Below are 21,161 nucleotides of genomic sequence, written 5' to 3'. Positions count from 1 at the left end.
ACCTAAAAACAGCCCCTATGATCAACGGAAAAATCATCAAAGTTTGCGGAATGTGTGAAGCAGAAAACATACGGGACGTAGAAGCGCTCGAAGGTATTGATATGCTGGGATTTATTTTTTATCCCAAATCTCCGAGATATATCTATGAACTTCCCGCTTATCTTCCTATTCACGCCAAGCGTGTCGGAGTATTTGTAAATGCAGATAAGCCGACAGTCAGTATGTATGCTGACCGTTTCGGGCTTGACTATGTACAACTGCATGGGACGGAATCACCGGAATATTGCCGGTCACTACAAGAGAGGGGACTGAAAATCATCAAAGCATTTTCGATAGCCCTACCCAAAGACTTGACAAAGGTATATGAATATGAGAAAACTTGCGATTTTTTCCTGTTCGACACTAAATGCGAACAATATGGCGGTTCGGGGAATCAATTTGACTGGAATATATTGCATACATACAAAGGACAGGTACCTTTTATATTAAGCGGAGGAATCCATTCCTGCAGCGCCCATTCTCTCAAGGGATTCAGCCATCCCCTCCTTGCCGGATACGACCTCAATAGTCGTTTTGAAGTGAAACCCGGAAAGAAAGATACAGACCGGATCCGAACATTCCTAAATGAATTAAAATCATAATTAAAAAACTCAATAATCATGAATAGAATCAATCAACTTTTCAATAGCGATAAGAAAGACATACTTTCTATCTATTTCTGCGCCGGTGATCCTACTTTAGAAGGTACTGCTCACGTAATCCGTACTCTCGAAAAAAACGGAGTCGACATGATCGAAATCGGAATCCCTTTCAGCGACCCGATGGCGGACGGCATTGTCATTCAGAATGCCGCTGCTCAAGCTTTACACAACGGTATGTCTTTAAAACTTCTTTTTGAACAACTACGGGATATTCGAAAGGATGTGAAAATTCCATTGATATTAATGGGATACTTAAATCCGATTATGCAATTCGGATTTGAAAATTTCTGTCGTAGATGTGTAGAATGTGGTATCGACGGCGTCATTATCCCTGATCTCCCTTTCCGTGATTATCAGGAACAATACCGAATCACCACCGAACGATATGGTATCAAGGTGATTATGCTTATTACCCCGGAGACCAGCGAAGAACGCGTGCGGGAAATCGATGCTCATACGGATGGTTTTATCTATATGGTTTCATCAGCGGCAACCACCGGAGCACAACAGGATTTCAATGAGCAGAAGCGGGCCTATTTCAAAAAAATAGAGAATATGCACCTCAACAATCCGCTAATGGTAGGGTTCGGAATCTCCAATAAAGCGACTTTTCAAGCTGCTTGCGAACACGCCTCCGGAGCAATCATAGGCAGCAGATTCGTTACTTTGCTTGAAGAAGAAAAAGATCCGGAGAAAGCAATACTCAAATTAAAAGCTGGGCTGAAATGATTTATTGATGTGGATCAGCAGTTTACTCTGAGTCGTTAAATCCTCTCTCACGCTTTGCCTACATCTTTTATAAAAAGATGGCGGGAAATCTAAAAGAAGCAACCATCTTTTTTAGATTTCCCGCCACAACTTATTCATACAAATGAGGAATCCACAAAATTATTCGAAAACTCATCAATCATAAATCACAATTATTTCATATCTTTGCCAATATTTTAACAGTAGTTCAACAATTATGAGAGCAGAGACCCCTTCCGTTTTATTAATTTACACGGGTGGAACGATCGGAATGATAGAAAATCCGGAAACTGGTGCCTTAGAAAACTTTAACTTCGATCATCTACTCAAGCATGTACCCGAATTAAAAAGATTCAACTACCGCATCTCTTCCTATCAATTCGAACCACCTCTCGACTCTTCGGATATGGAACCTGCTTACTGGGCAAAACTGGTAAAGATTATCAATTATAATTACGACTATTTCGATGGTTTTGTCATTCTTCACGGAACGGACACTATGGCTTACACAGCTTCCGCATTAAGTTTTATGCTCGAAAACCTAAGCAAGCCTGTCATCCTCACAGGTTCACAGCTTCCTATCGGGACTTTACGGACGGATGGAAAAGAAAACCTTATCACAGCCATTGAAATCGCTGCCGCCAAGAACTCGGACGGAACAGCCATCGTTCCTGAGGTTTGCATATTTTTTGAAAATCATTTGATGCGTGGCAACCGTACAACCAAAATCAATGCGGAAAACTTCAACGCATTTCGTTCTTTCAACTACCCACCATTAGCACGGGTAGGCATCCATATCAAATATGAGCCTAACTTGATTCGCAAACCCGATCCGACAAAACCGTTAAAGCCACATTATTTATTTGATACCAATGTCGTTATTCTGACGCTCTTTCCCGGCATTCAAGAAAGTATCGTGACCTCCCTCCTTCATGTTCCGGGACTGAAGGCTGTCGTAATGAAGACTTTCGGATCGGGAAATGCACCGCAAAAAGAATGGTTTATCCGCCAGCTAAAGGAAGCGACAGAACGTGGAATCATCATTGTCAACATTACCCAATGCGCGTCCGGAGCTGTGGAAATGGGACGTTATGAAACAGGAATGCATCTTTTGGAAGCCGGTGTTATCAGCGGATATGACAGTACCCCCGAATGCGCCATTACGAAACTGATGTTTCTGCTGGGACACGGATTATCCAACCAAGACATTCGGTACAAAATGAACTCTTGTCTGATAGGAGAAATCACTAAAGTTTGAAATAGGAGCCTATTATCATACTTATTTGATTTTATTTGTTTAAATATAGGTGTTATTCTAAAATAATATCTATATTTGCACTACTTGTAAATTTTATGTAACAACAAACTTATCTATAAACCTGATAACAAAGCAAGCGATAGAAAGGTCTATTCGTATGAGAAAGAAAATATTACTAGTCGACGATAAAGCGACAATTGGAAAAGTAGCCGGTGTATACTTAGGAAAAGATTATGATTTTACCTATCGGGAAGATCCTATCAAAGCTATCGAATGGCTGAACGAGGGCAACATACCCGATCTTATCATATCGGATATCCGCATGCCTCTCATGACAGGAGACGAGTTCTTAAGATACATGAAAAATAATGAATTATTCAAGTCAATCCCTATTGTCATGTTATCCAGTGAGGAAAGCACGACGGAAAGAATCAGACTATTGGAAGAAGGCGCGGAAGACTACATATTAAAGCCATTCAACCCATTGGAACTCAAAGTCCGAATCAAAAAGATTATTGACTAATACCAGGCTGCTACATGCAATATTTTATTTATATAGGTAGAGATAGCAAGACGATAGAGTTGTTTTCCAAATTAAATGTAGGGGTATTTTATGCTGTGCCAAATTGTAGCAAAGCTATTAAAGCAGTAGACAAAATACGTAAAAAATATGATATAGCTCTATTTTTTGAACAAGTAGACCTCTCCAAAGATATTGCAGATATCCGGTATATGCGCAAGAAATATCCGGGACTTTACATGGTACTTGTTATGGATTCGTTGTCTAAAGAAGAAGCGGCACAATATCTGAAAGCCGGAATCAACAATACCATTAAATTTGAAATGACTCATGAAGCCTTAACAGACTTATCAACTTTTCTCAAACGCCGCAAGGAGCAGAAAATAAAAGATCTCCAGCTCAAGGCACAAAATATCAAAGCTTTCCGGTTACCTTTATGGAAACGAATCTTTGATATATTATTTTCGGGAATGGCTATATTATGTCTTTCCCCTCTTTTGATATTTACCGCATTAGCCATTCGCTTGGAAAGTAAAGGAGCAGTCATTTATAAATCCAAACGAGTCGGAAGCAACTATCAGATATTTGATTTTCTCAAATTCCGTTCCATGTATACTGACGCGGACAAGCATCTGAAAGATTTCAATGCTCTTAACCAATACCAGCAGGAAGAAGAGGAGCCCGATATATGGGGAGAAGACATCGATACAGACATGAATGAAGAAGGCGATGAAGAAGAAATTCTTTTAGTATCCGACGATTTCGTTATCTCCGAAGAAGATTATATTCACAAAAAATCCAAAGAGAAAAGCAATGCTTTTGTTAAACTGGAAAATGATCCGAGAATAACAAAGATAGGACGCTTTATCCGCAAATACAGTATCGACGAGTTACCGCAGCTTTTTAATATTTTAAAAGGGGATATGTCAATAGTCGGCAATCGACCTCTCCCACTCTATGAAGCCGAACTACTGACTAGCGACGAACACATCGACCGCTTCATAGGTCCTGCCGGGTTAACTGGTCTATGGCAGGTAGAGAAAAGAGGTGAAGCAGGCAAACTTTCCGCTGAAGAACGTAAACAATTGGATATCACTTATGCCAAAACATTTTCTTTCTGGCTGGATATAAAGATTATTCTAAAGACAGTTACTGCATTTATTCAAAAAGAGAACGTATAACTTCCTTTAAGTGATGGACTCTTATATCTACATAATAGATGATCTGGCATTCTTCCTTACAGGGATTCTGTTTCTATACCTTTTTATATTATCCACCGCTTCACATTTCAGACATATCACATACCCTAAAGCTCAAAAAAAATATCGCTGCGCCATCCTTATTCGTGAAAGCAGTCCCCTTCCCGATTTATATGGGAAAGAATCACCCTACGAATTCATCACATACAACGATCTATATCAAGGTATCAACAGTTTAGACAAAGAACATTACGACTTGGCTCTTATCCTGCCTGATACTGCCCGTACTCTGTCCCCACAACTGTTGGACAAGATTTACGACGCTTATGATGCCGGAATACAGGCAATCCAGCTACATACACTCGTAAAAGGCTGCAAGGGATTTCGTTTCAAATTTCGAGTGATGCGTGATGAAATAAAAAACAGCCTGTACAGGGCAGGCAATACGCAATTCGGGTTATCATCCAATTTGCTTGGAACCAATATGGCTATTGATCTGGCATGGTTACAGAAAAACCTGAAAAGTTCCAAAACCAATATCGAACGGAAGTTACTTCGACAGAACATATATATCGACTATCTGCCGGAAGCCATTGTTTACTGCGAATCCTATCCGACCTCTCCTTATCGGAAACGCCCCCGAAAAATGATCTCTTATTTGTTCCCCTCTCTATTAGAAGGGAACTGGAGTTTCCTCAATCGGATTATGCAGCTATTGATACCCTCTCCGCTGAAATTGTGCATCTTCGTCGGTATCTATGCTTTACTGATGACAGCATATAACTGGATGTCATCATTTGGCTGGTGGAGCATATTATTCGGTTTATTCATTGTATACAGTCTGGCGATTCCGGATTATCTGGTAGAAGACAAAAAGAAGAAAAGACACTCAATATGGAGAAAAAAACACTTAAGCAGCGAATTAAAGAAAACTCCGGTTTAAAACAGGCCGTTCACCGATTCATCATGCATCCTGTCAAAACGCGTCCTAACTGGTGGATACGTATCTTCGGTTACGTATATCTTAAACGAGGTAAAGGCTCCGTGATTTATCGAAGCGTTCGCAAAGATCTCCCTCCCTTCAACCGATTCTCCTTAGGAAGATATTCCGTTGTTGAGGATTTTTCCTGCCTCAACAATGCAGTCGGCGACTTGACCATCGGAGATTATACACGAATCGGATTAAGAAATACAATCATTGGTCCGGCCGCTATCGGCAACCACGTCAACCTTGCTCAGAATGTAACCGTCACAGGACTCAATCATAATTATGAAAATGTGGAAAAGAGAATTGACGAACAGGGTGTCAGCACACAAGCGGTTGTTATTGAGGATGATGTATGGGTAGGTGCCAATTCAGTCATTCTCCCGGGAGTGACTTTAGGAAAACATTGTGTTGTAGCTGCCGGAAGTATAGTCACTCATTCCGTCCCTCCCTATTCGATATGTGCCGGTTGCCCCGCAAAAGTTATCAAATCATATGATTTTGAAACAAATGAATGGGAAAAAGTAGAAAAATCAGCCATCAATAACTATAAATAATGAGAATAGCTACGCAATATACCTTATATAGGGGATTGTGACATATATTGAGATACACTATCTTTGCAGTATCAGAATTGAATTAATTAGTCATAATTTTATTACGTAGCCACATTTAAGTAAAAATGAAATAGGATCCTGCCGAAGTGATTTCGTCGGGATTTTGTTTTTATACTGCCCCGAAATATCTACTGCCCCAATATTTTGCCATTTTATTCGCAAGCAATAAAAAAAACGAGTTAATTCTTTTTTATAGAATCACTCGCCACCGCATCAGAAAAGCCAAAAGGCTTTTCCATAGTACCTCATTTTTTCCTGAAAACTAATCTTCTTTTTTACCTCTAAAACATCTTTACCTATTGTTATCCTTTTTACCTAACTATAAAAACTTTCCTATTGAATAAAAATTTTAATACCTTAAATCTTTACTTAATCTAATACCTTACATTTTTTCTTTTACCTTATAAACTAACAGCAATTTCCCAATTGCATTGCAAAGGTACGAATAATTTCCGTGTGCGCAAACGGTTTTATATTTTATAACACTTTCCCTTGCTATAAGCCCTTCACATCATTCAGCGTAACCAGCTTATTTACAATAGCATAAATAGTCAAACCCGCCGCACTATGTATTTGCAATTTTTTGCTAATATTTCTCCGATGCGTGATAACCGTATGAATAGATAAAAACAGCTTTTCCGCTATTTCTTTATTTGTCATTCCTTTTACCACACAGATGACGATTTCCTTTTCCCGCTGGCTGAGCGCATCCTGACTTTCCAATTCTTCTTCCTCAGAAGGAACATTCAGCAAACCGGAGATTTTCTTAGACAATCTCTCCAAATCATCAAATATAGAAATAGACTCATCATATTTGCTCAACAAGGAGGCATCTACAAAAGAAGTGACCAATGCTATCACCCGTATCTTCTTACCGGACGTTTCCTCTCGAAACTTACCTATATCAAAATAATCACCGAAAGCCGGATTGACAATCAGCATATCAGGACACTGCGTCCGGACACAGTCATGCAGAGCCTCAATAGAAAGCAACTCTATAGGTTGCACTTTCACATTAGGAAGACGCTTCAACGCAGCAGTCAGCCCGCCACGAATAATTACAGAAGTCTCAGCAATTGCAATCCGGATAACTTCATTATTTTTCATTTTCCATCATCCTCCTTTCCAGGTTCAGAATAGCAGGAACAAAAATATAGTCCTCTATCTTGCAATGAGATTCCAGCCCCTCCTCACAAGCATAAATATCAAAAAGCGCCGCATTCAGAAGATTCTCATTGGCTTTGGCCGGACAATATTTAATAATGATATTCTTCAGTTCGGTCAACTTCTCTCCCACTTGGTCGTGATGTTTGGAGAATGTACTGATCTGGTAGTTTTTCGGGGCATTTCCTGCTATTAGCGCATCCACATACTTAAATACGGTTTTCTCTTCATAATCCATATGTTTACGCACTTCACGGGTATATTCATCAAAAAACTTCAGAATAAGGAAAGCAACATCGTCCTGCGAGCAGTCAATGGCTTCAATCAATTTGCGCCGGATGGCGGGAAGAGAAAAATCAAGAAAATAGATGTGTGCCTGCCGCAGATAATCAATCAACGCAGGGATGGAAATATCATCTTTATCTCCATCTAACCGAGAAAAGCCCTCAGCCATAAAATTAACTACAATCAGGAAAGTACGGCAATCTACTCCATTCAGCTCACAAACCTCCTTTACCGTTTTATCTCCAAACCCTAACGAAAGCCCGAAACGGCTCATTACCTGCAACAAGGAATAATTGTCACTGATAAGATCAATCATCTTATCAGTCGGCTTATATTTTTGTAAATTATCCATCTTACCTATTTATATTTAGCGAGTGCAAAGAAACGGAATATTTCACGAAATCGCAATCACCATTTATAGGTATTTTGAACCATTACAATATTCTAAATACTAATTACATGTTACTATTTTACAATACAAGTCTAGGCGAGCTTATCTTTTTTTCGTAATTTTGTCGCTATCAATTTGTAATTAGCAACTCATAATTTATAATTAATAAAATGGCAAACGAACTCGAACTGAAATACGGCTGCAACCCTAACCAAAAGCCTGCCCGTATCTTCATGAAAGAAGACGAACTCCCCATCGAAGTGTTGAATGGACGTCCCGGTTATATCAATCTATTGGATGCATTCAACAGTTGGCAACTAGTGAAAGAACTGAAAGAAGCTACCGGACTGCCGGCTGCCGCTTCTTTTAAACATGTCAGCCCTGCAGGTGCTGCTGTTGCAGTAGAAATGAGCGACACGCTGAAGAAGATTTATTTTGTCGATGACATGAAACTATCTCCATTGGCTACAGCATACGCCCGTGCACGTGGAGCAGACCGCATGTCGTCTTACGGAGACTTTATCGCATTGTCCGACACTTGTGACGAAGAAACAGCACGCATCATCAACCGTGAAGTATCCGACGGTGTCATTGCTCCTGACTACACTCCCGAAGCACTGGAGATTCTAAAGAATAAAAGAAAAGGAACCTATAATGTAATAAAGATAGATCCTGCATACCGCCCGGCTCCTATCGAACATAAAGATGTATTCGGAGTAACTTTCGAACAAGGAAGAAACGAATTGAAGATCGATGAAAGTCTTTTGAAAGAGATGCCTACGCAGAACAAGGAAATCCCGGCTGATGCAAAACGCGACTTAATCATTGCCTTAATCACTTTAAAATATACACAATCCAATTCTGTATGTTATGCCAAAGACGGACAGGCAATCGGTATTGGCGCAGGCCAACAGTCACGTATCCACTGTACGCGCCTGGCAGGAAATAAAGCAGATATCTGGTATTTACGCCAACACCCGAAAGTGATGAACTTGCCGTGGATTGAGAAAATCCGTCGTGCAGACCGTGATAACACGATTGACGTTTACATCTCGGAAGATTATGACGACGTACTGGCAGACGGCATCTGGCAACAGTTCTTCACTGAAAAGCCGGAAATACTGACACGCGAAGAAAAACGGGCATGGTTGGATACGATGACAGGCGTAGCTTTAGGATCGGATGCATTCTTCCCATTCGGAGATAATATAGAACGCGCACACAAGAGTGGCGTCAGCTATATTGCACAACCGGGCGGATCAGTACGTGACGATCATGTGATTGGAACTTGCGACAGATACAATATGGCAATGGCATTTACAGGCATCCGCTTGTTCCACCATTAAAAAGATCGACCATTTTTATTCCATATATCCCCATTTATAATGAGAAGGAGACAAATCTTCCATTATAAATGGGGATTTCCTATTTCTTTAAGCCCCTCTATCTTTGCAGCGTTACATTTAAAAACGAATCAAAGATGAATAAAATTGGTGTATTTTATGGTTCTACAACCGGAACAACAGAAGACCTTGCCCGTCGAATTGCAGAGAAATTAGATGTACCATCGGCAGATGTATTTGATGTATCCAAGCTAACAGAGGCGTTAGTCAATGAATATGACGTATTGGTGCTCGGCTCTTCCACATGGGGAGCAGGCGAACTTCAAGACGACTGGTACAATGGAGTAAAAGTTTTAAAGAAGTGTGATTTATCCCACAAATCTGTAGCCCTGTTCGGTTGCGGCGACTCTGACTCGTATAGCGACACATTCTGTGACGCAATAGGTATTCTTTATGAAGATCTGAAAGATACCCACTGCAAATTCTGTGGAGCAACAGATGCTGCAGGCTATACCTTCGATTCTTCCATTGCCGTCGTAGACGGTAAGTTTGTAGGTCTTCCACTTGACGAAGTCAACGAAGATAGCAAAACAGACGAACGTATCAGCGCATGGGCTGAACAAGTGAAACAAGAAATTAGCTAATTTCACCTTAACATAAAAGACCGCAGTAAAAAGAAGGTATAAAGATAGCAGTTTAAGCGATAACCTTAGCATAAGTTTAGCTTTGTTTGTATGTAGTTTGTCTGAGGTGAATCGTTTCTGAGAAGACAGTCTCCTGATAGTAGATATACTCAAAGGAACAGGCTGTAGAAGAAACGATTCACTCAAATACAAACAAGGCAACAGAATAGTTATTCATGTTTCAGCCATGCACTTGGCAATACTTCTTTTTCACCTTTTTCATTCACCAGTTCCATCTGCAATACGCCTCCGTTACAATCGAGGTAACGCACTTCTATCGGATGAAGCCCGGCTTTCAAAGCCTTCTGCACAATAATCTCTACCGGCGAATGTGCTCCATCATTATCTCCCAACAATTCACCGTCAAGCATTAATGTACTACCGTCGTCCGAGAGAAGGGCAAATGTATAGATACCATCGGCAGGAACTTCCAGATAGCCGGTCAATACCAGACCGATATTTCCTTTCACCTCTTCGGGAATGGATACCGATTCCACCACATACTCCCCTTTGACAGGAACTGCATCAATATCCGCACAAAGATTACCACGAAAATCGTGCCATACTGCTTTCAAGCCGGGCTGCAAAGCAGCCGGAGCAGTCACCGCCTCTGCATAAGGAGCCTTTACATACTTGGTACGCACCACATCCGAAGGAGAACCATCCGGACGGAAAGTGCGGAAAGCGAAATCCGTAGTCTTCCCAACCTCCAAAGCACCGTTATAAAGAGCTGATTCTTTGGTAGGCATACTGCCGTCTGTCGTATACTGTATTTCAGTACCGGGTAACGGGCAAGTCAATTCCACAGTTGTTTCATCAATAAATGCATTCACTTTATAGAATCCCTGCAAGTCAGGCACCTTTTTCTGTAAGCAACGGGTACTTCTCGATCTCTATGCGCCAACCCTGATCGTCGGACAGATGCCAATGGAACTTATTAAGTTTATACAAAGACATCAGATCTAATACATGCTTCACTTCCTTTTTATTCCAGAAATGGCGGGAAGCATCCAACATAAATCCACGCCACTCAAATCGTGGCGCATCTTCTATTTGCACGACAGGAATAGAATAATTCTGTTTCTCTCCCTGCACTTCTGTCACCGCAGGAAGCAACTGGCGAATAGTAGTAATAGCAGAAATAATGCCCGAATAGTCAGTTGCCTCCACCCGAATATACTCCGGCGTAGACTCAAGCTTATAAGAGCCGGGCTTTCCAACAGTATCCTTCAATTGAAAATACATACCTACCTGACTCTTATCGGTAGTGACCTCAACAGAAGACGATACGACATTCCGAAGAATTTCCTGCAGGTATCCGGTAGCCGGAAACAACGACTGATCGGAAACTCCGATCTTCATGCCATCTTTTAAAACAAACGAACCCGACTGTTCGGTCAGACTAACGGGGGTAGGCAGGATTGCAATTTCTTGCTTGACGGTAGACGTACAAGAAGAAAAGACACAAGCTGACACAATGAGTAAAGAGCTACTTAATTTTTTGAACATGCGGTTAACTATTTAATAAATGATTTGTCTTGTTTTTAATTGACCACCTATATATAATACAACTAAAACGCATAAACTACTAAAAAGGCGGAAAAAGTTTTTCATAACTTCATATCACAAACTCCTATTAATGTTTATCTTTGCTCCCCCAATCCATTACAAAACAATTATAAAGGGTCACTTCAATGTCAAGAGAGAACATACTAATCAAAACCTCATGGATCAGCACAATCGGCAATGCAATCCTGTCCGCATCCAAAATCATAATCGGTTTATTTACCGGTAGTTTAGCGGTAATAGGCGACGGTATCGACTCGGCAACCGATGTCCTCATCTCTATCGTGATGATTTTTACAGCAAGAGTGATGAATCGTCCGCCTTCAAAGAAATATGTGTTCGGTTATGAAAAAGCAGAAGGGATCGCGACTAAAATCCTGTCACTTGTGATATTCTATGCTGGCATGCAGATGTTGATATCATCCATCCAAAACATCTTTTCCGATGAAATGAAAGAGATACCGTCAGCCATCGCTATCTATGTTACTATATTCTCTATTATCGGTAAGCTACTATTAGCTTCATATCAATACAAGCAAGGAAAGAAAATAGACAGCTCCATGCTGACGGCAAATGCGATTAATATGCGTAATGATGTCATTATTTCAGCAGGAGTTTTATTAGGCTTACTGTTTACTTTCCTACTTAAGTTACCCATACTTGACTCAATAACAGGATTGATAATCAGTCTCTTTATCATCAAATCTTCCATCAGTATTTTCATGGACTCAAATGTAGAGCTTATGGATGGTGTAAAAGATGTCAATGTATACAATAAGATATTCGAAGCCGTCGAGAAAGTGCCGGGAGCAAGCAATCCGCATCGGGTCAGATCACGAATGATAGGAAATCGGTATATCATCACTCTCGACATTGAAGTGAATCCTCATATAACCATCACACAGGCACACGAAATTGCCGGAGCCGTAGAAAAAAGCATAGAAAACTCCATAGACAATGTATATGATATTTTAGTACACGTAGAGCCTGCCGGAGAATGTCAGACAGATGAGAAATTCGGAGTGAACAAGGGTATGGTCTGATTGGTACAAATACAAAATCCTGCACGTTTCTCGTACAGGATTTCACATTACAGATTTAGCGGGGTATTTTTACAGATTTGTCTTCAACGTAACCTCTGCACTCATATGTAGTAAGATATCTTATTCTCATAATTATGAGCTTTTTACATTTATAAACCGGCCTCTGCTTTTCCATCATTAGGCAAGGTAGCAGGATTCCATGATTTTATAGTTGTATTTGACACATCTAATTTTGTCTTGTTTAGAGTCACAGTATACATATATTCTTTTCCTGCTTCTGTTGCAAATACATTATCGCCAGTTAATAGTTTAGTATGAAGGGTATACCCATCAGTATTATCATATGTCAGGTCCACGCCCAGACCACCTTCAACAGATTCACCCGGACATAATATAAAAGTATAATAAGTAACTTTTTCATCCGTATCATAGTCTCCCCCATTAAAACCATTTTGGGAATAAACAAAATCCAGCTTCCCTACATCCTCCAGCGGCTCTACTTTCCCTGTTGCTATCTCAAATGAAACCTTAGAATGTAAACTTGAAAAACTAAAATTCCAATACGACGAGAAATTACCCGGTTGATACGACATGGTTTTATAACCCTCTCCCGGTACTAATTTCAAAGTCAATTTACTCATTTTATGTTCAAATTGAAAATCAATCTTAGGATTATCTTTTGTACCCGTCGCTTCAGCATATAGAAAGTCTACACTTTTATCTAAGTCATAAGTAACCTGCGTAAGCAAGTTCCTTGTGAGCTTTCCATCTTTTATTTGAATATTACTCCCTTTATTTTCTGCATACGGATAATATGCTGTAAAAGAACCTGTCTCAGCACCGTAATAAATAATATTCGAACTAGCCTCAAAAGTATTGCCACTTATCCAATTGTAACAACGATTCGAATACTCTAACTTACCACTTTTTCCAAAAATTCCTATTTTATCCCTTGTCTCCCACTTCGTATCTACCATACGCGTCTTCGCTCCCTCAATTCCGGCCGATACCTCAATTGCTACTTGCCCATCGTTAGCGACATTATCCATTTCACCATTATCACATCCCACAAATATTGCAGCCAAGACAGCAACATAAAAATAAATCTTCTTCATAACTGTATTTTTTAGTTTATATTTATCATTAATCTTATTGACCAGTTAGTGTGCATCCACAGCACCTCCATTTTCCGGTGTCCAACCGGTGATACTAGCACTTGTTATTTCCACTTTCGTACGATGCAAACGGACCTCATACGTGTACTTGCTGCCTGCATCCAATGCCTTATCCATTGTCCAGGTGAAAGGTTCGTCATTTCCATTATTCAAATCAAAAGTCAGCACACGTGACTTAGCTGAATTGGGTAATAGAATAGCCTCGCTCAAAGTGCCGGACTCGGTTGTAAACAATGTGATATCCGACTTATCCGCTCCGCACATAAGCGTACCGTTAGAAAGATTAAAAGTCGCTTTTATAGGTTGATTTCCAACTGTGACATCAAGATTTTTCAGATCAGCCGTATTCAATCCGTCGCCCGGACTTATTTCCAATACTAATTTAGAAAGTTTATGAACAAAATTGAATCCTACTTTCGGATTATCCTTTGTACATCCTTCCACTTTGCCAGCATACATGAAGTCGATAGCTTCCTGACTACTTTGAACAGTCACATCCAACGGATAAGTATAATCCGTCAGCGGAGAGACAAAAGGATAATATGCATAAAAATCCACTGCACCGGCAACGGGGAAATAGATAATATTCGTATTATCCCCTTCCGTCTCTGTTCCATCGGGTTTAAAATTGCCATCTCCTCTCGTAGTCACATAACATTTATTATCCGCTCCACCACAAATATTCTCCTGCGTCAGTCCCGCACCGTTACCGGAATACACCATAAAAACGCCGATTTTATCATTATATCCCCAGTCCGTATCTATGGCACGACTTTCGGAAGTACTCTTCACTCTTATTTTCCCCTGTACAGTCAATGCCGTGCGTCCGTCGGGTACAGGCGAGGATTCCGACTCATTATCGTTGCCACAAGCTCCCAATGAGACAGCCAATGCGACATACAGTACTAGTTTCTTATTTTTCATTCCGTTTCAATATATTATTGTTATTAAATTCAGCCATAATGCGACTAATGAATATCCACTTGTCCCCCGTCTACCGGATTCCAATTAGTAATGCTTCCGGAGAAGTCCGCCTGAGAAGGCAAATCAAAATTTGCTCCCAATATCAACGGAGTCATCGAATCATCGTCAAAATGCTCATGCAATATTTCGGTAAGATCTGTTTCTATTGTCTGCACAGTTCCGTTGTCTAATGTCACAGCTACGGTAAGTTCTTGATCATCTTCCGGAAGAATACCAAGCAAACGGATCGTTGCGGTCAGTGCAGGAGTTCCGTCGCTTGCTTCATTTTTCATAAAAACGGGAGAAAGAAATGTGCCCGATGTAGAGACCAAAGCTCCGGTTCTGAGATTTATACCGGAAGCAATGCCGCTTAAAGTAGTGTTCACTGCGGTAATGTGGTCATGGTCACCCTCTTTTAGTTTCAGCACCAATATCAATTGACGAATGCGTTGCCGCATCTTGACCGTAACAGAGAGCGTGTCGTCTTTCGCCATATCCAATGTTTGCACCGCAGAAAACAAATAACCGGGAAAAGCCTCTATACCGTTTCCACCCGCAGCAGTCACCGTAGCTATATCACCGGAAACTGTGATGGATTCGGGTACATTATATACCAGCAACTCGTAAGATTCCGGTTCAAGCAAGGCATGATAAAGGTTGGTATTTCCTTTCACGGATTGCTCGTCACTCATTCCTGAACAACCGGAAACACGAAGCTGATAGGATACAGGCTGCACAGACTCAGAGGAGCGGTCACTCCAATCTGTCGTCACCAGCAATGCTCCTTGTGTCGGGTGAGGAGTGTGATATACATCATCCTTGACACAGGAGGACATCAGAAAAACAGCACCGCAAATGAGAGCGGCACATGAAGTTATTTTAATAGTTTCCATATCAGTGTGATTCCTAATTGGTTAATACCCCAATAATTTTTTGTCTTACAATCTTTGCGTACACGAACCTTATTGATAAGCGTGTATTCGTCATAATCGGCGTAAGTATAACCTACTCCGGCATGAAAGTCGAGCGAAAGATTACTGTTCAGTCCTAGCTGATACCCGCCTGTAAGTCCCCCGCCCTGATAGTCACCCTGACGACCGATATTACCAAGTTTGTAGTGAAACTCGCCCGTATGATACATCGCTCCGAGAAAGCCACGACTTTTCCCGCCCAGATAGTAACGTATTTCAGGAGAAACCTTCCAAAGAGCGTAGCGACGGTTTTTATCATCCCAACTCCATGAAGTCCAACTACCGTTGACTAAAATACCCAAGTGGCGGTTTACACGCCATTCAACACCCAGATCGGGAGTCAGCGTAGCCCAACGAAGCAGGTTAGCGCGCAAAGCAAGGCGATAAGACGGATATGTTTCAGATGAAGCCAGAGGCTTCTCCGAAGAAACGCTGACAGATGTTGTTTCCGGACAAGTTTCCTGTTCAGAATTTTCCGAAATAACTTCCATTACCTTTTCCTTTATTATAGGTATTACAAAATCCTCTTTTACATTTGCTGCCGTCTCATCTTTGGGTAAACGAAGACGAACGATGACCACATGGCACAAATCCCCATAAGTTTCAGCATGGTTACGAGTGATGAAGCAGTTTTCGTTGATTCCTTTGCTCAGGATAAGTTCCGATTTCACACGATTACTGCGAATTTTAGCTAGTTTCAGATTCTCCGCAACCGTGGGTTCCGAAGCACAATAACCATCTACCAACAAAGGAACTTCACCACTCAAAATAGCGGCTTTGTGTTTTTCTACAAGAGATAACAGATGATCCAATTGCGTACCGTTCCCTTTCCAAGGAATATAGAACATATTCTTATGAGAAACAAAACGGAAGACATAAAGAGTGTCGGGTGTCTGTGCCATAGAAACGGCAGGTAGTAAGAGCGGCAGGAACAAAAGCAGAAGATAAAATTTGTGTATCTGCATTGTCGTTGAGTTTTTAATGAATATTCAGTCCTTTTCATTTTCCGTTACTTTATAGGTAACGGAAAAAAATTATTCAGCATCCTCACGAAGACATTCTATTAAAGCACTTCAATAAATAATAAAAGTCTAGTACCTCCGCTTAATTAGAATTATGGTAGAGGGAAAAGTGTTTTGCATATTTTAGCAATCCGATGGCTATAAATGTAAAAAACAGGGTGTTTTATATGTATAATTTCCTTTTTAGTATATTCTATTAGAAAATAAACCCATTTTTATTTGCATATTTTAATTAATACCAATACTTTTGTTACGCATCTCATTTTCCGTTACCTATAAAGTAACGGTTACATAATCAACTCATAAACAAACAAATACAAATCCAACCATTATCTTAGCCCGTTTCTAAGACCGTCTTTTACGCAAGCAATTACCATTCTATTTACCTTGTCCAATTCTTCCGTTTCAAAAGGTTTAAGATAAGTTTCCGTCACTTTTATGGAAGAATGTCCTAAGGCATTGCTAATGATACCAATCGGGCACTTTTTGCGATAGGCAAGAGTAGCCCAAGTATGTCGGGCGAGGTAAGTAATATTTAGAAATGCAATAAAAAACAGAATGACGATAATTAAACGTAAAACGTTTATAATTAAGCATTTTGCGAGAATTGCAGAACAGACAGACCTGCAAAAGAAAACAAAATATTGCGACGTTTCAGTTACCAGACTGTTAGCCGCCTGTTTCGGAAACGACGGCAGGTAACCGAATTTTTACCGATAAGAACAAAGCGGATTTGTATTCACTGTTTCTCAATGTTTTGCATGCCAAAGGACGCTTTTCAAAGGAGTATTTTTACAACCTAAAAAAGAGCGTTATGAAAGTGGAAAAATTCAAGGTGCTGCTCTACCTGAAAAAGAGCGAGCCGGACAAGACCGGCAAAGCCCCGATCATGGGACGGATCACCCTCAACCGCACGATGGCGCAGTTCAGCTGCAAGCTCTCCTGCCCCCCCGGGCTGTGGAACGCGCGTGAGAGCCGGCTGAACGGCAAGAGCCGGGAAGCGGTGGAGACCAATGAAAAAATAGAAAGACTGCTGCTTGCCGTACACTCGGCCTTCAATTCCCTCATGGAAAGAAAAAGGGATTTCGATGCCGCCGCGGTCAGGGACATGTTCCAGGGCAATGCGGGCATGCAGATGACCCTGCTCAAACTTCTCGACCGGCATAACGGGGAAATGAAGGCCCGTGTCGGTGTGGACCGTGCGCCCACCACACTCTCGACCTACCTCTTCACCTACCGCACGCTTTCCGAATTCATCAAGGCGAAATTCAAGGTTCCGGACCTTGTCTTCGGGCAGCTCAACGAGCAGTTCATCCGCGACTATCAGGATTTCATCCTTCTGGAAAAGGGATATGCCGTGGACACGCTTCGCGGCTACCTGGCCATCTTGAAAAAGATCTGCCGCATCGCCTACAAGGAGGGCCACTCGGAGAAATACCATTTCTGCCACTTCAAGCTGCCCAAGCAGAAGGAGACAACACCGAAAGCACTCAGCCGTGAGAATTTCGAGAAGCTGCGTGATCTGGAGATACCGGAAAAACGCAGGTCACATGTCATCACCCGGGACCTCTTCCTCTTCGCCTGTTACACCGGCACCGCCTATGCCGATGCGGTAAGCATCACCCGGAAGAACCTCTTCCGGGATGACGAGGGCAGCCTCTGGCTGAAATACCAGCGAAAGAAAACCGACTACCTCGGACGTGTCAAGCTGCTTCCGGAAGCCGTCGCGTTGATTGAGAAATACCGGGACGATACCCGCGAGACTCTTTTCCCGCCGCAGGACTACCACACGCTCAGGGCCAATATGAAATCCCTGCGCCTGATGGCAGGGCTGAGCCAGGACCTTGTCTACCACATGGGACGGCATTCTTTCGCCTCGCTGGTCACGCTCGAGGAGGGAGTGCCGATAGAGACCATCTGCAAAATGCTGGGACACTCCAACATAAAGACCACCCAGATATACGCGCGCGTAACCCCGAAGAAGCTGTTCGAGGACATGGACAGGTTCGTCGAGGCAACCCGCGATTTGAAACTTATCCTTTAATCCCTAAACAATCATTATCATGCGCAGTACATTCAAGCTCTTATTCTACATCAACCGTAACAAGGTGAAATCGGACGGCACGACCGCCGTCCTCTGCCGGATCAGCATCGACGGAAAGAAATCGGCAGTCACGACAGGCGTCTATTGCAAACCCGGGGACTGGGACAGCAAGAAGTGTGAAATCAAAACAGCCAGGGAGAACAACCGCCTTGCCGCCTTCCGCAGCCGGTTGGAAGAGGCGTACGGGAACCTGCTGAGGAACCAGGGAGTGGTCACGGCCGAACTGCTCAAGACCACCGTGTCAGGCGCCAATTCCGTACCGGAATACCTCCTGCAGGCCGGAGAGGTGGAACGCGAACGGCTCAGGGTCCGCTCCAAGGAGATCAACTCCACTTCCACCTACCGCCAGTCGAAGACCACCCAGCTCAACCTCAGGCAGTTCATCGAATCCCGCGGGATGAAGGACATCGCCTTTTCGGACATCACCGAGGAGTTCGCCGAATCGTTCAAGGTCTTTCTCAAGAAGGAGCTGGGACACAGGAACGGACACGTGAACCACTGCCTGTGCTGGCTCAACCGGCTCATCTACATCGCCGTGGACCGGGAAATACTAAGAGCCAATCCGATAGAGGACGTGGCATACGAGAGGAAAGAAACACCTAAACTAAGGCATATCAGCCGCAGTGAACTGAAGCGGATGATGGAAACCCCGCTGCCCGACCCGATGATGGAGCTGGCACGCAGGACGTTCATCTTCTCCTCGCTGACCGGTCTGGCCTACGCGGATACGAGGGCTCTCCATCCCCGTCACATCGGAACGACTTCGGAAGGAAGAAGGTATATCCGCATCCGCCGCGCCAAAACGGACGTGGAGGCGTTCATCCCGCTGCATCCCATAGCCGGACAGATACTGGAGCTTTACAACACCACGGATGACGACAGGCCGGTATTCCCGCTGCCGGTCCGCGACGTCCTCTGGTATGAGGTACATGGAATGGGCGTGGCATTAGGCATGAAAGAGAACCTGTCCTACCACATGGCCCGGCATTCGTTCGGGACCCTGACACTGACCGCAGGTATTCCGATAGAGAGCATCGCCAGGATGATGGGCCACACGAACATCGACAGCACGCAGGTCTACGCCCAGGTCACCGACCGGAAGATATCCTCGGACATGAACCGGCTGATGGAAAGAAGAAAGCCCGCGGCCGGCAAGGAAGCCGCAGGCTAAATAAAAACTGCCGCCGGAATCGTAAATGCAATTCCGGCGACAATCCTTAAACTTAAATACGATATTATACCAATGCAGGGTGATAGTTCTCCTCCAGCAGCCTCTCGATGTCCGACTGCCTGTACAGGATCTTCCCGCCAAGCTGGATATAGGGAATCCGTCCTTGGTCCCTGTAATCCTGCAGGCACCTGCGGCTGATCTTCAACATCCCGGAAAGCTCCCTGTCGGTCAGGAACCGTTCCCCGTTGAAGGGAGGACGGTTGTCACGGGCAAGACGTTCCACTTTTTTCTCCATGTCGTCCAGCAGGGCAAAGAACCTGCGGACACGTTCGTTCTCCTTGTCGATAATGCCTTCCATCTCTTCCGCTCTTTAAAGGTTTCCGTTCTTCCTTCTTTCTCTCACCTCCTTCTCCTTGCGTCTGATGCCGACGTAGACCATCAACTTCTCCACATCCCCGGGCTTGTAATAGAACTTGCGCTGGAGGCGGGTGAACGCCAGCCGTCCGGTATCGCGGAGAGTCTGCAGGGTACGCGGCGAGATGTCAAGGCGCAGGCAGACATCCTGGCCGTCCAGTCACTCTCCGGGTTCCTTACAGCGGTTTCTCTCATACAATCTGTCCACACGTGCGGACAGGTTCTCGGCGCGCGCCAGCATCCTCTCAAGGACACCGGCCTCGATGTAGCATATTTCCATATTTTCAACTCGTTTAAATATCAGTGCGAATATAAGGGAAGAAACCATGAGAGGCAAGCACGACCGGCACACTGGCAGGAATAGTCATGGATAGTCGGTTTTTGTCATATGGGAAGGAAAAAGAAAGCCGAAGCAGGTCTGGATCCACTACCCCCTTTGGGTATGTGAAAGGAACGTTGTGGTGAAAGAAAAAACTCCTTTTCACACATGGATGAGGCAATGCCGGAAGTCCGGCAATAAAAAATGTGGCTTCTCTATCCGGGTAAATGCCATGATTACAGACTTCTTCCTGTTCCTATACCATCAGGTCGGTTACCTTCAGGTTAACAACTTATCCAACCTGTGATAGATCCGGATGTGAAAAGATTACTTTGGCTGGCTATTACAATATAATAAGTAGAATCATGTCAAATCTACTGCTGCTATTGTTTGTTGATAATGGCTGGCAGTAGAACAAACTTTCGTTAAACCAATACGTTCATTCTTTATTATCAAGTTTTTAGACTACCTTTGTATTTTATTAACTCATTTACCAAACATTATGGGACTACTCAAACCG

Annotated in this window: 21 protein-coding genes and 1 pseudogene; 13 read left to right on the top strand and 9 right to left on the bottom strand. The window is 42.8% G+C overall.

Annotation, left to right across the window (positions count from 1 at the left end):
- Window positions 1-17: 17 nt before the first annotated feature.
- The 7 genes from H8S63_RS07280 to H8S63_RS07250 all read left to right on the top strand — a co-directional run bounded on the left by H8S63_RS07280 (window position 18) and on the right by H8S63_RS07250 (window position 5,967).
- Window positions 18-641, top strand: a complete 624-nt coding sequence (locus H8S63_RS07280) for a phosphoribosylanthranilate isomerase (protein ID WP_186926352.1) — start codon at window positions 18-20, stop codon at window positions 639-641.
- Window positions 642-659: 18 nt separating this feature from the next.
- Window positions 660-1,430: a tryptophan synthase subunit alpha gene (trpA, locus tag H8S63_RS07275; RefSeq protein WP_186926350.1), complete on the top strand. Its 771-nt coding sequence runs from the start codon at window positions 660-662 to the stop codon at window positions 1,428-1,430.
- Window positions 1,431-1,665: 235 nt separating this feature from the next.
- On the top strand, window positions 1,666-2,706 hold the full coding sequence (locus H8S63_RS07270) for an asparaginase (RefSeq protein WP_007752197.1): 1,041 nt from the start codon (window positions 1,666-1,668) through the stop codon (window positions 2,704-2,706).
- 157 nt (window positions 2,707-2,863) lie between these two features.
- Window positions 2,864-3,229, top strand: coding sequence for a PleD family two-component system response regulator (locus tag H8S63_RS07265; RefSeq protein ID WP_186926348.1), 366 nt, complete (start codon window positions 2,864-2,866; stop codon window positions 3,227-3,229).
- A 14-nt stretch (window positions 3,230-3,243) separates the two neighbouring features.
- Window positions 3,244-4,407 (top strand): sugar transferase, encoded by a 1,164-nt coding sequence (locus H8S63_RS07260; protein ID WP_186926346.1) that lies wholly within the window; start codon window positions 3,244-3,246, stop codon window positions 4,405-4,407.
- A gap of 10 nt (window positions 4,408-4,417) precedes the next feature.
- A complete protein-coding gene (locus H8S63_RS07255) occupies window positions 4,418-5,368 on the top strand; it encodes a glycosyltransferase family 2 protein (RefSeq protein WP_186926344.1) in 951 nt (316 codons plus the stop codon).
- Entirely contained in the window at window positions 5,320-5,967 is a 648-nt protein-coding gene (locus tag H8S63_RS07250) for a DapH/DapD/GlmU-related protein (protein WP_007752183.1), read from the top strand. Before H8S63_RS07255 ends, H8S63_RS07250 begins: the two co-directional genes overlap by 49 nt.
- A 555-nt stretch (window positions 5,968-6,522) precedes the next feature.
- Here H8S63_RS07250 and H8S63_RS07245 read toward each other — a convergent pair.
- Complete coding sequence (locus H8S63_RS07245; RefSeq protein WP_186926342.1) at window positions 6,523-7,134, bottom strand: response regulator transcription factor; 612 nt, start codon at window positions 7,132-7,134, stop codon at window positions 6,523-6,525.
- Window positions 7,124-7,828 (bottom strand): hemerythrin domain-containing protein, encoded by a 705-nt coding sequence (locus H8S63_RS07240; RefSeq protein ID WP_007752179.1) that lies wholly within the window; start codon window positions 7,826-7,828, stop codon window positions 7,124-7,126. Before H8S63_RS07240 ends, H8S63_RS07245 begins: the two co-directional genes overlap by 11 nt.
- Window positions 7,829-8,037: 209 nt before the next feature.
- On the opposite strand from H8S63_RS07240, the gene H8S63_RS07235 reads away from it, so the two are divergent.
- Window positions 8,038-9,213, top strand: coding sequence for a phosphoribosylaminoimidazolecarboxamide formyltransferase (locus tag H8S63_RS07235; RefSeq protein WP_186926340.1), 1,176 nt, complete (start codon window positions 8,038-8,040; stop codon window positions 9,211-9,213).
- Window positions 9,214-9,347: 134 nt separating this feature from the next.
- Window positions 9,348-9,854, top strand: a complete 507-nt coding sequence (fldA, locus tag H8S63_RS07230) for a flavodoxin FldA (protein WP_186926338.1) — start codon at window positions 9,348-9,350, stop codon at window positions 9,852-9,854.
- Between the two features lie 209 nt (window positions 9,855-10,063).
- Here fldA and H8S63_RS07225 read toward each other — a convergent pair.
- Window positions 10,064-11,402, bottom strand: a pseudogene (locus tag H8S63_RS07225) (family 20 glycosylhydrolase).
- 185 nt (window positions 11,403-11,587) lie between these two features.
- Between H8S63_RS07225 and H8S63_RS07220 the strand changes: the two are divergent.
- Window positions 11,588-12,502: a cation diffusion facilitator family transporter gene (locus H8S63_RS07220; protein WP_186926336.1), complete on the top strand. Its 915-nt coding sequence runs from the start codon at window positions 11,588-11,590 to the stop codon at window positions 12,500-12,502.
- 149 nt (window positions 12,503-12,651) lie between these two features.
- Here the strand turns inward: H8S63_RS07220 and H8S63_RS07215 are convergent, their stop codons facing one another.
- The 4 genes from H8S63_RS07215 to H8S63_RS07200 are packed head-to-tail and all read right to left on the bottom strand — an operon-like array spanning window position 12,652 to window position 16,576.
- Window positions 12,652-13,617, bottom strand: coding sequence for a fimbrillin family protein (locus tag H8S63_RS07215; RefSeq protein ID WP_186926335.1), 966 nt, complete (start codon window positions 13,615-13,617; stop codon window positions 12,652-12,654).
- A gap of 45 nt (window positions 13,618-13,662) precedes the next feature.
- Window positions 13,663-14,601 carry a fimbrillin family protein gene (locus H8S63_RS07210; RefSeq protein ID WP_186926333.1) on the bottom strand — a complete coding sequence of 313 codons (939 nt, stop codon included), beginning with the start codon at window positions 14,599-14,601 and terminating at the stop codon, window positions 13,663-13,665.
- Window positions 14,602-14,645: 44 nt separating this feature from the next.
- Window positions 14,646-15,533 (bottom strand): FimB/Mfa2 family fimbrial subunit, encoded by an 888-nt coding sequence (locus H8S63_RS07205; protein WP_255467636.1) that lies wholly within the window; start codon window positions 15,531-15,533, stop codon window positions 14,646-14,648.
- A complete protein-coding gene (locus H8S63_RS07200) occupies window positions 15,515-16,576 on the bottom strand; it encodes a DUF3575 domain-containing protein (protein ID WP_186926331.1) in 1,062 nt (353 codons plus the stop codon). The genes H8S63_RS07205 and H8S63_RS07200 overlap by 19 nt, the downstream gene beginning before the upstream one ends.
- 871 nt (window positions 16,577-17,447) lie before the next feature.
- Here H8S63_RS07200 and H8S63_RS07195 point away from each other — a divergent pair.
- Window positions 17,448-18,677: a site-specific integrase gene (locus H8S63_RS07195; RefSeq protein ID WP_009293178.1), complete on the top strand. Its 1,230-nt coding sequence runs from the start codon at window positions 17,448-17,450 to the stop codon at window positions 18,675-18,677.
- Between the two features lie 19 nt (window positions 18,678-18,696).
- Entirely contained in the window at window positions 18,697-19,908 is a 1,212-nt protein-coding gene (locus tag H8S63_RS07190) for a site-specific integrase (RefSeq protein ID WP_004311260.1), read from the top strand.
- Between the two features lie 64 nt (window positions 19,909-19,972).
- On the opposite strand, the gene H8S63_RS07185 is transcribed toward H8S63_RS07190, so the two are convergent.
- Together H8S63_RS07185 and H8S63_RS07180 are read right to left on the bottom strand one after the other, a co-directional pair.
- On the bottom strand, window positions 19,973-20,266 hold the full coding sequence (locus H8S63_RS07185) for a helix-turn-helix domain-containing protein (protein WP_004311261.1): 294 nt from the start codon (window positions 20,264-20,266) through the stop codon (window positions 19,973-19,975).
- Window positions 20,267-20,278: 12 nt separating this feature from the next.
- Window positions 20,279-20,482 (bottom strand): helix-turn-helix domain-containing protein, encoded by a 204-nt coding sequence (locus tag H8S63_RS07180; RefSeq protein ID WP_032849094.1) that lies wholly within the window; start codon window positions 20,480-20,482, stop codon window positions 20,279-20,281.
- 298 nt (window positions 20,483-20,780) lie between these two features.
- On the opposite strand from H8S63_RS07180, the gene H8S63_RS07175 reads away from it, so the two are divergent.
- Window positions 20,781-20,948 carry a hypothetical protein gene (locus H8S63_RS07175; protein WP_004311262.1) on the top strand — a complete coding sequence of 56 codons (168 nt, stop codon included), beginning with the start codon at window positions 20,781-20,783 and terminating at the stop codon, window positions 20,946-20,948.
- Window positions 20,949-21,161 lie beyond the last annotated feature (213 nt).

Origin of the sequence: Bacteroides sp. NSJ-39, assembly GCF_014287315.1 — a bacterium.
Taxonomy (GTDB): Bacteria; Bacteroidota; Bacteroidia; order Bacteroidales; family Bacteroidaceae; genus Bacteroides; species Bacteroides finegoldii.
The sequence above is the reverse complement of the archived record's forward strand: the minus strand, read 5'-3'. Positions and strand labels throughout refer to the sequence as shown.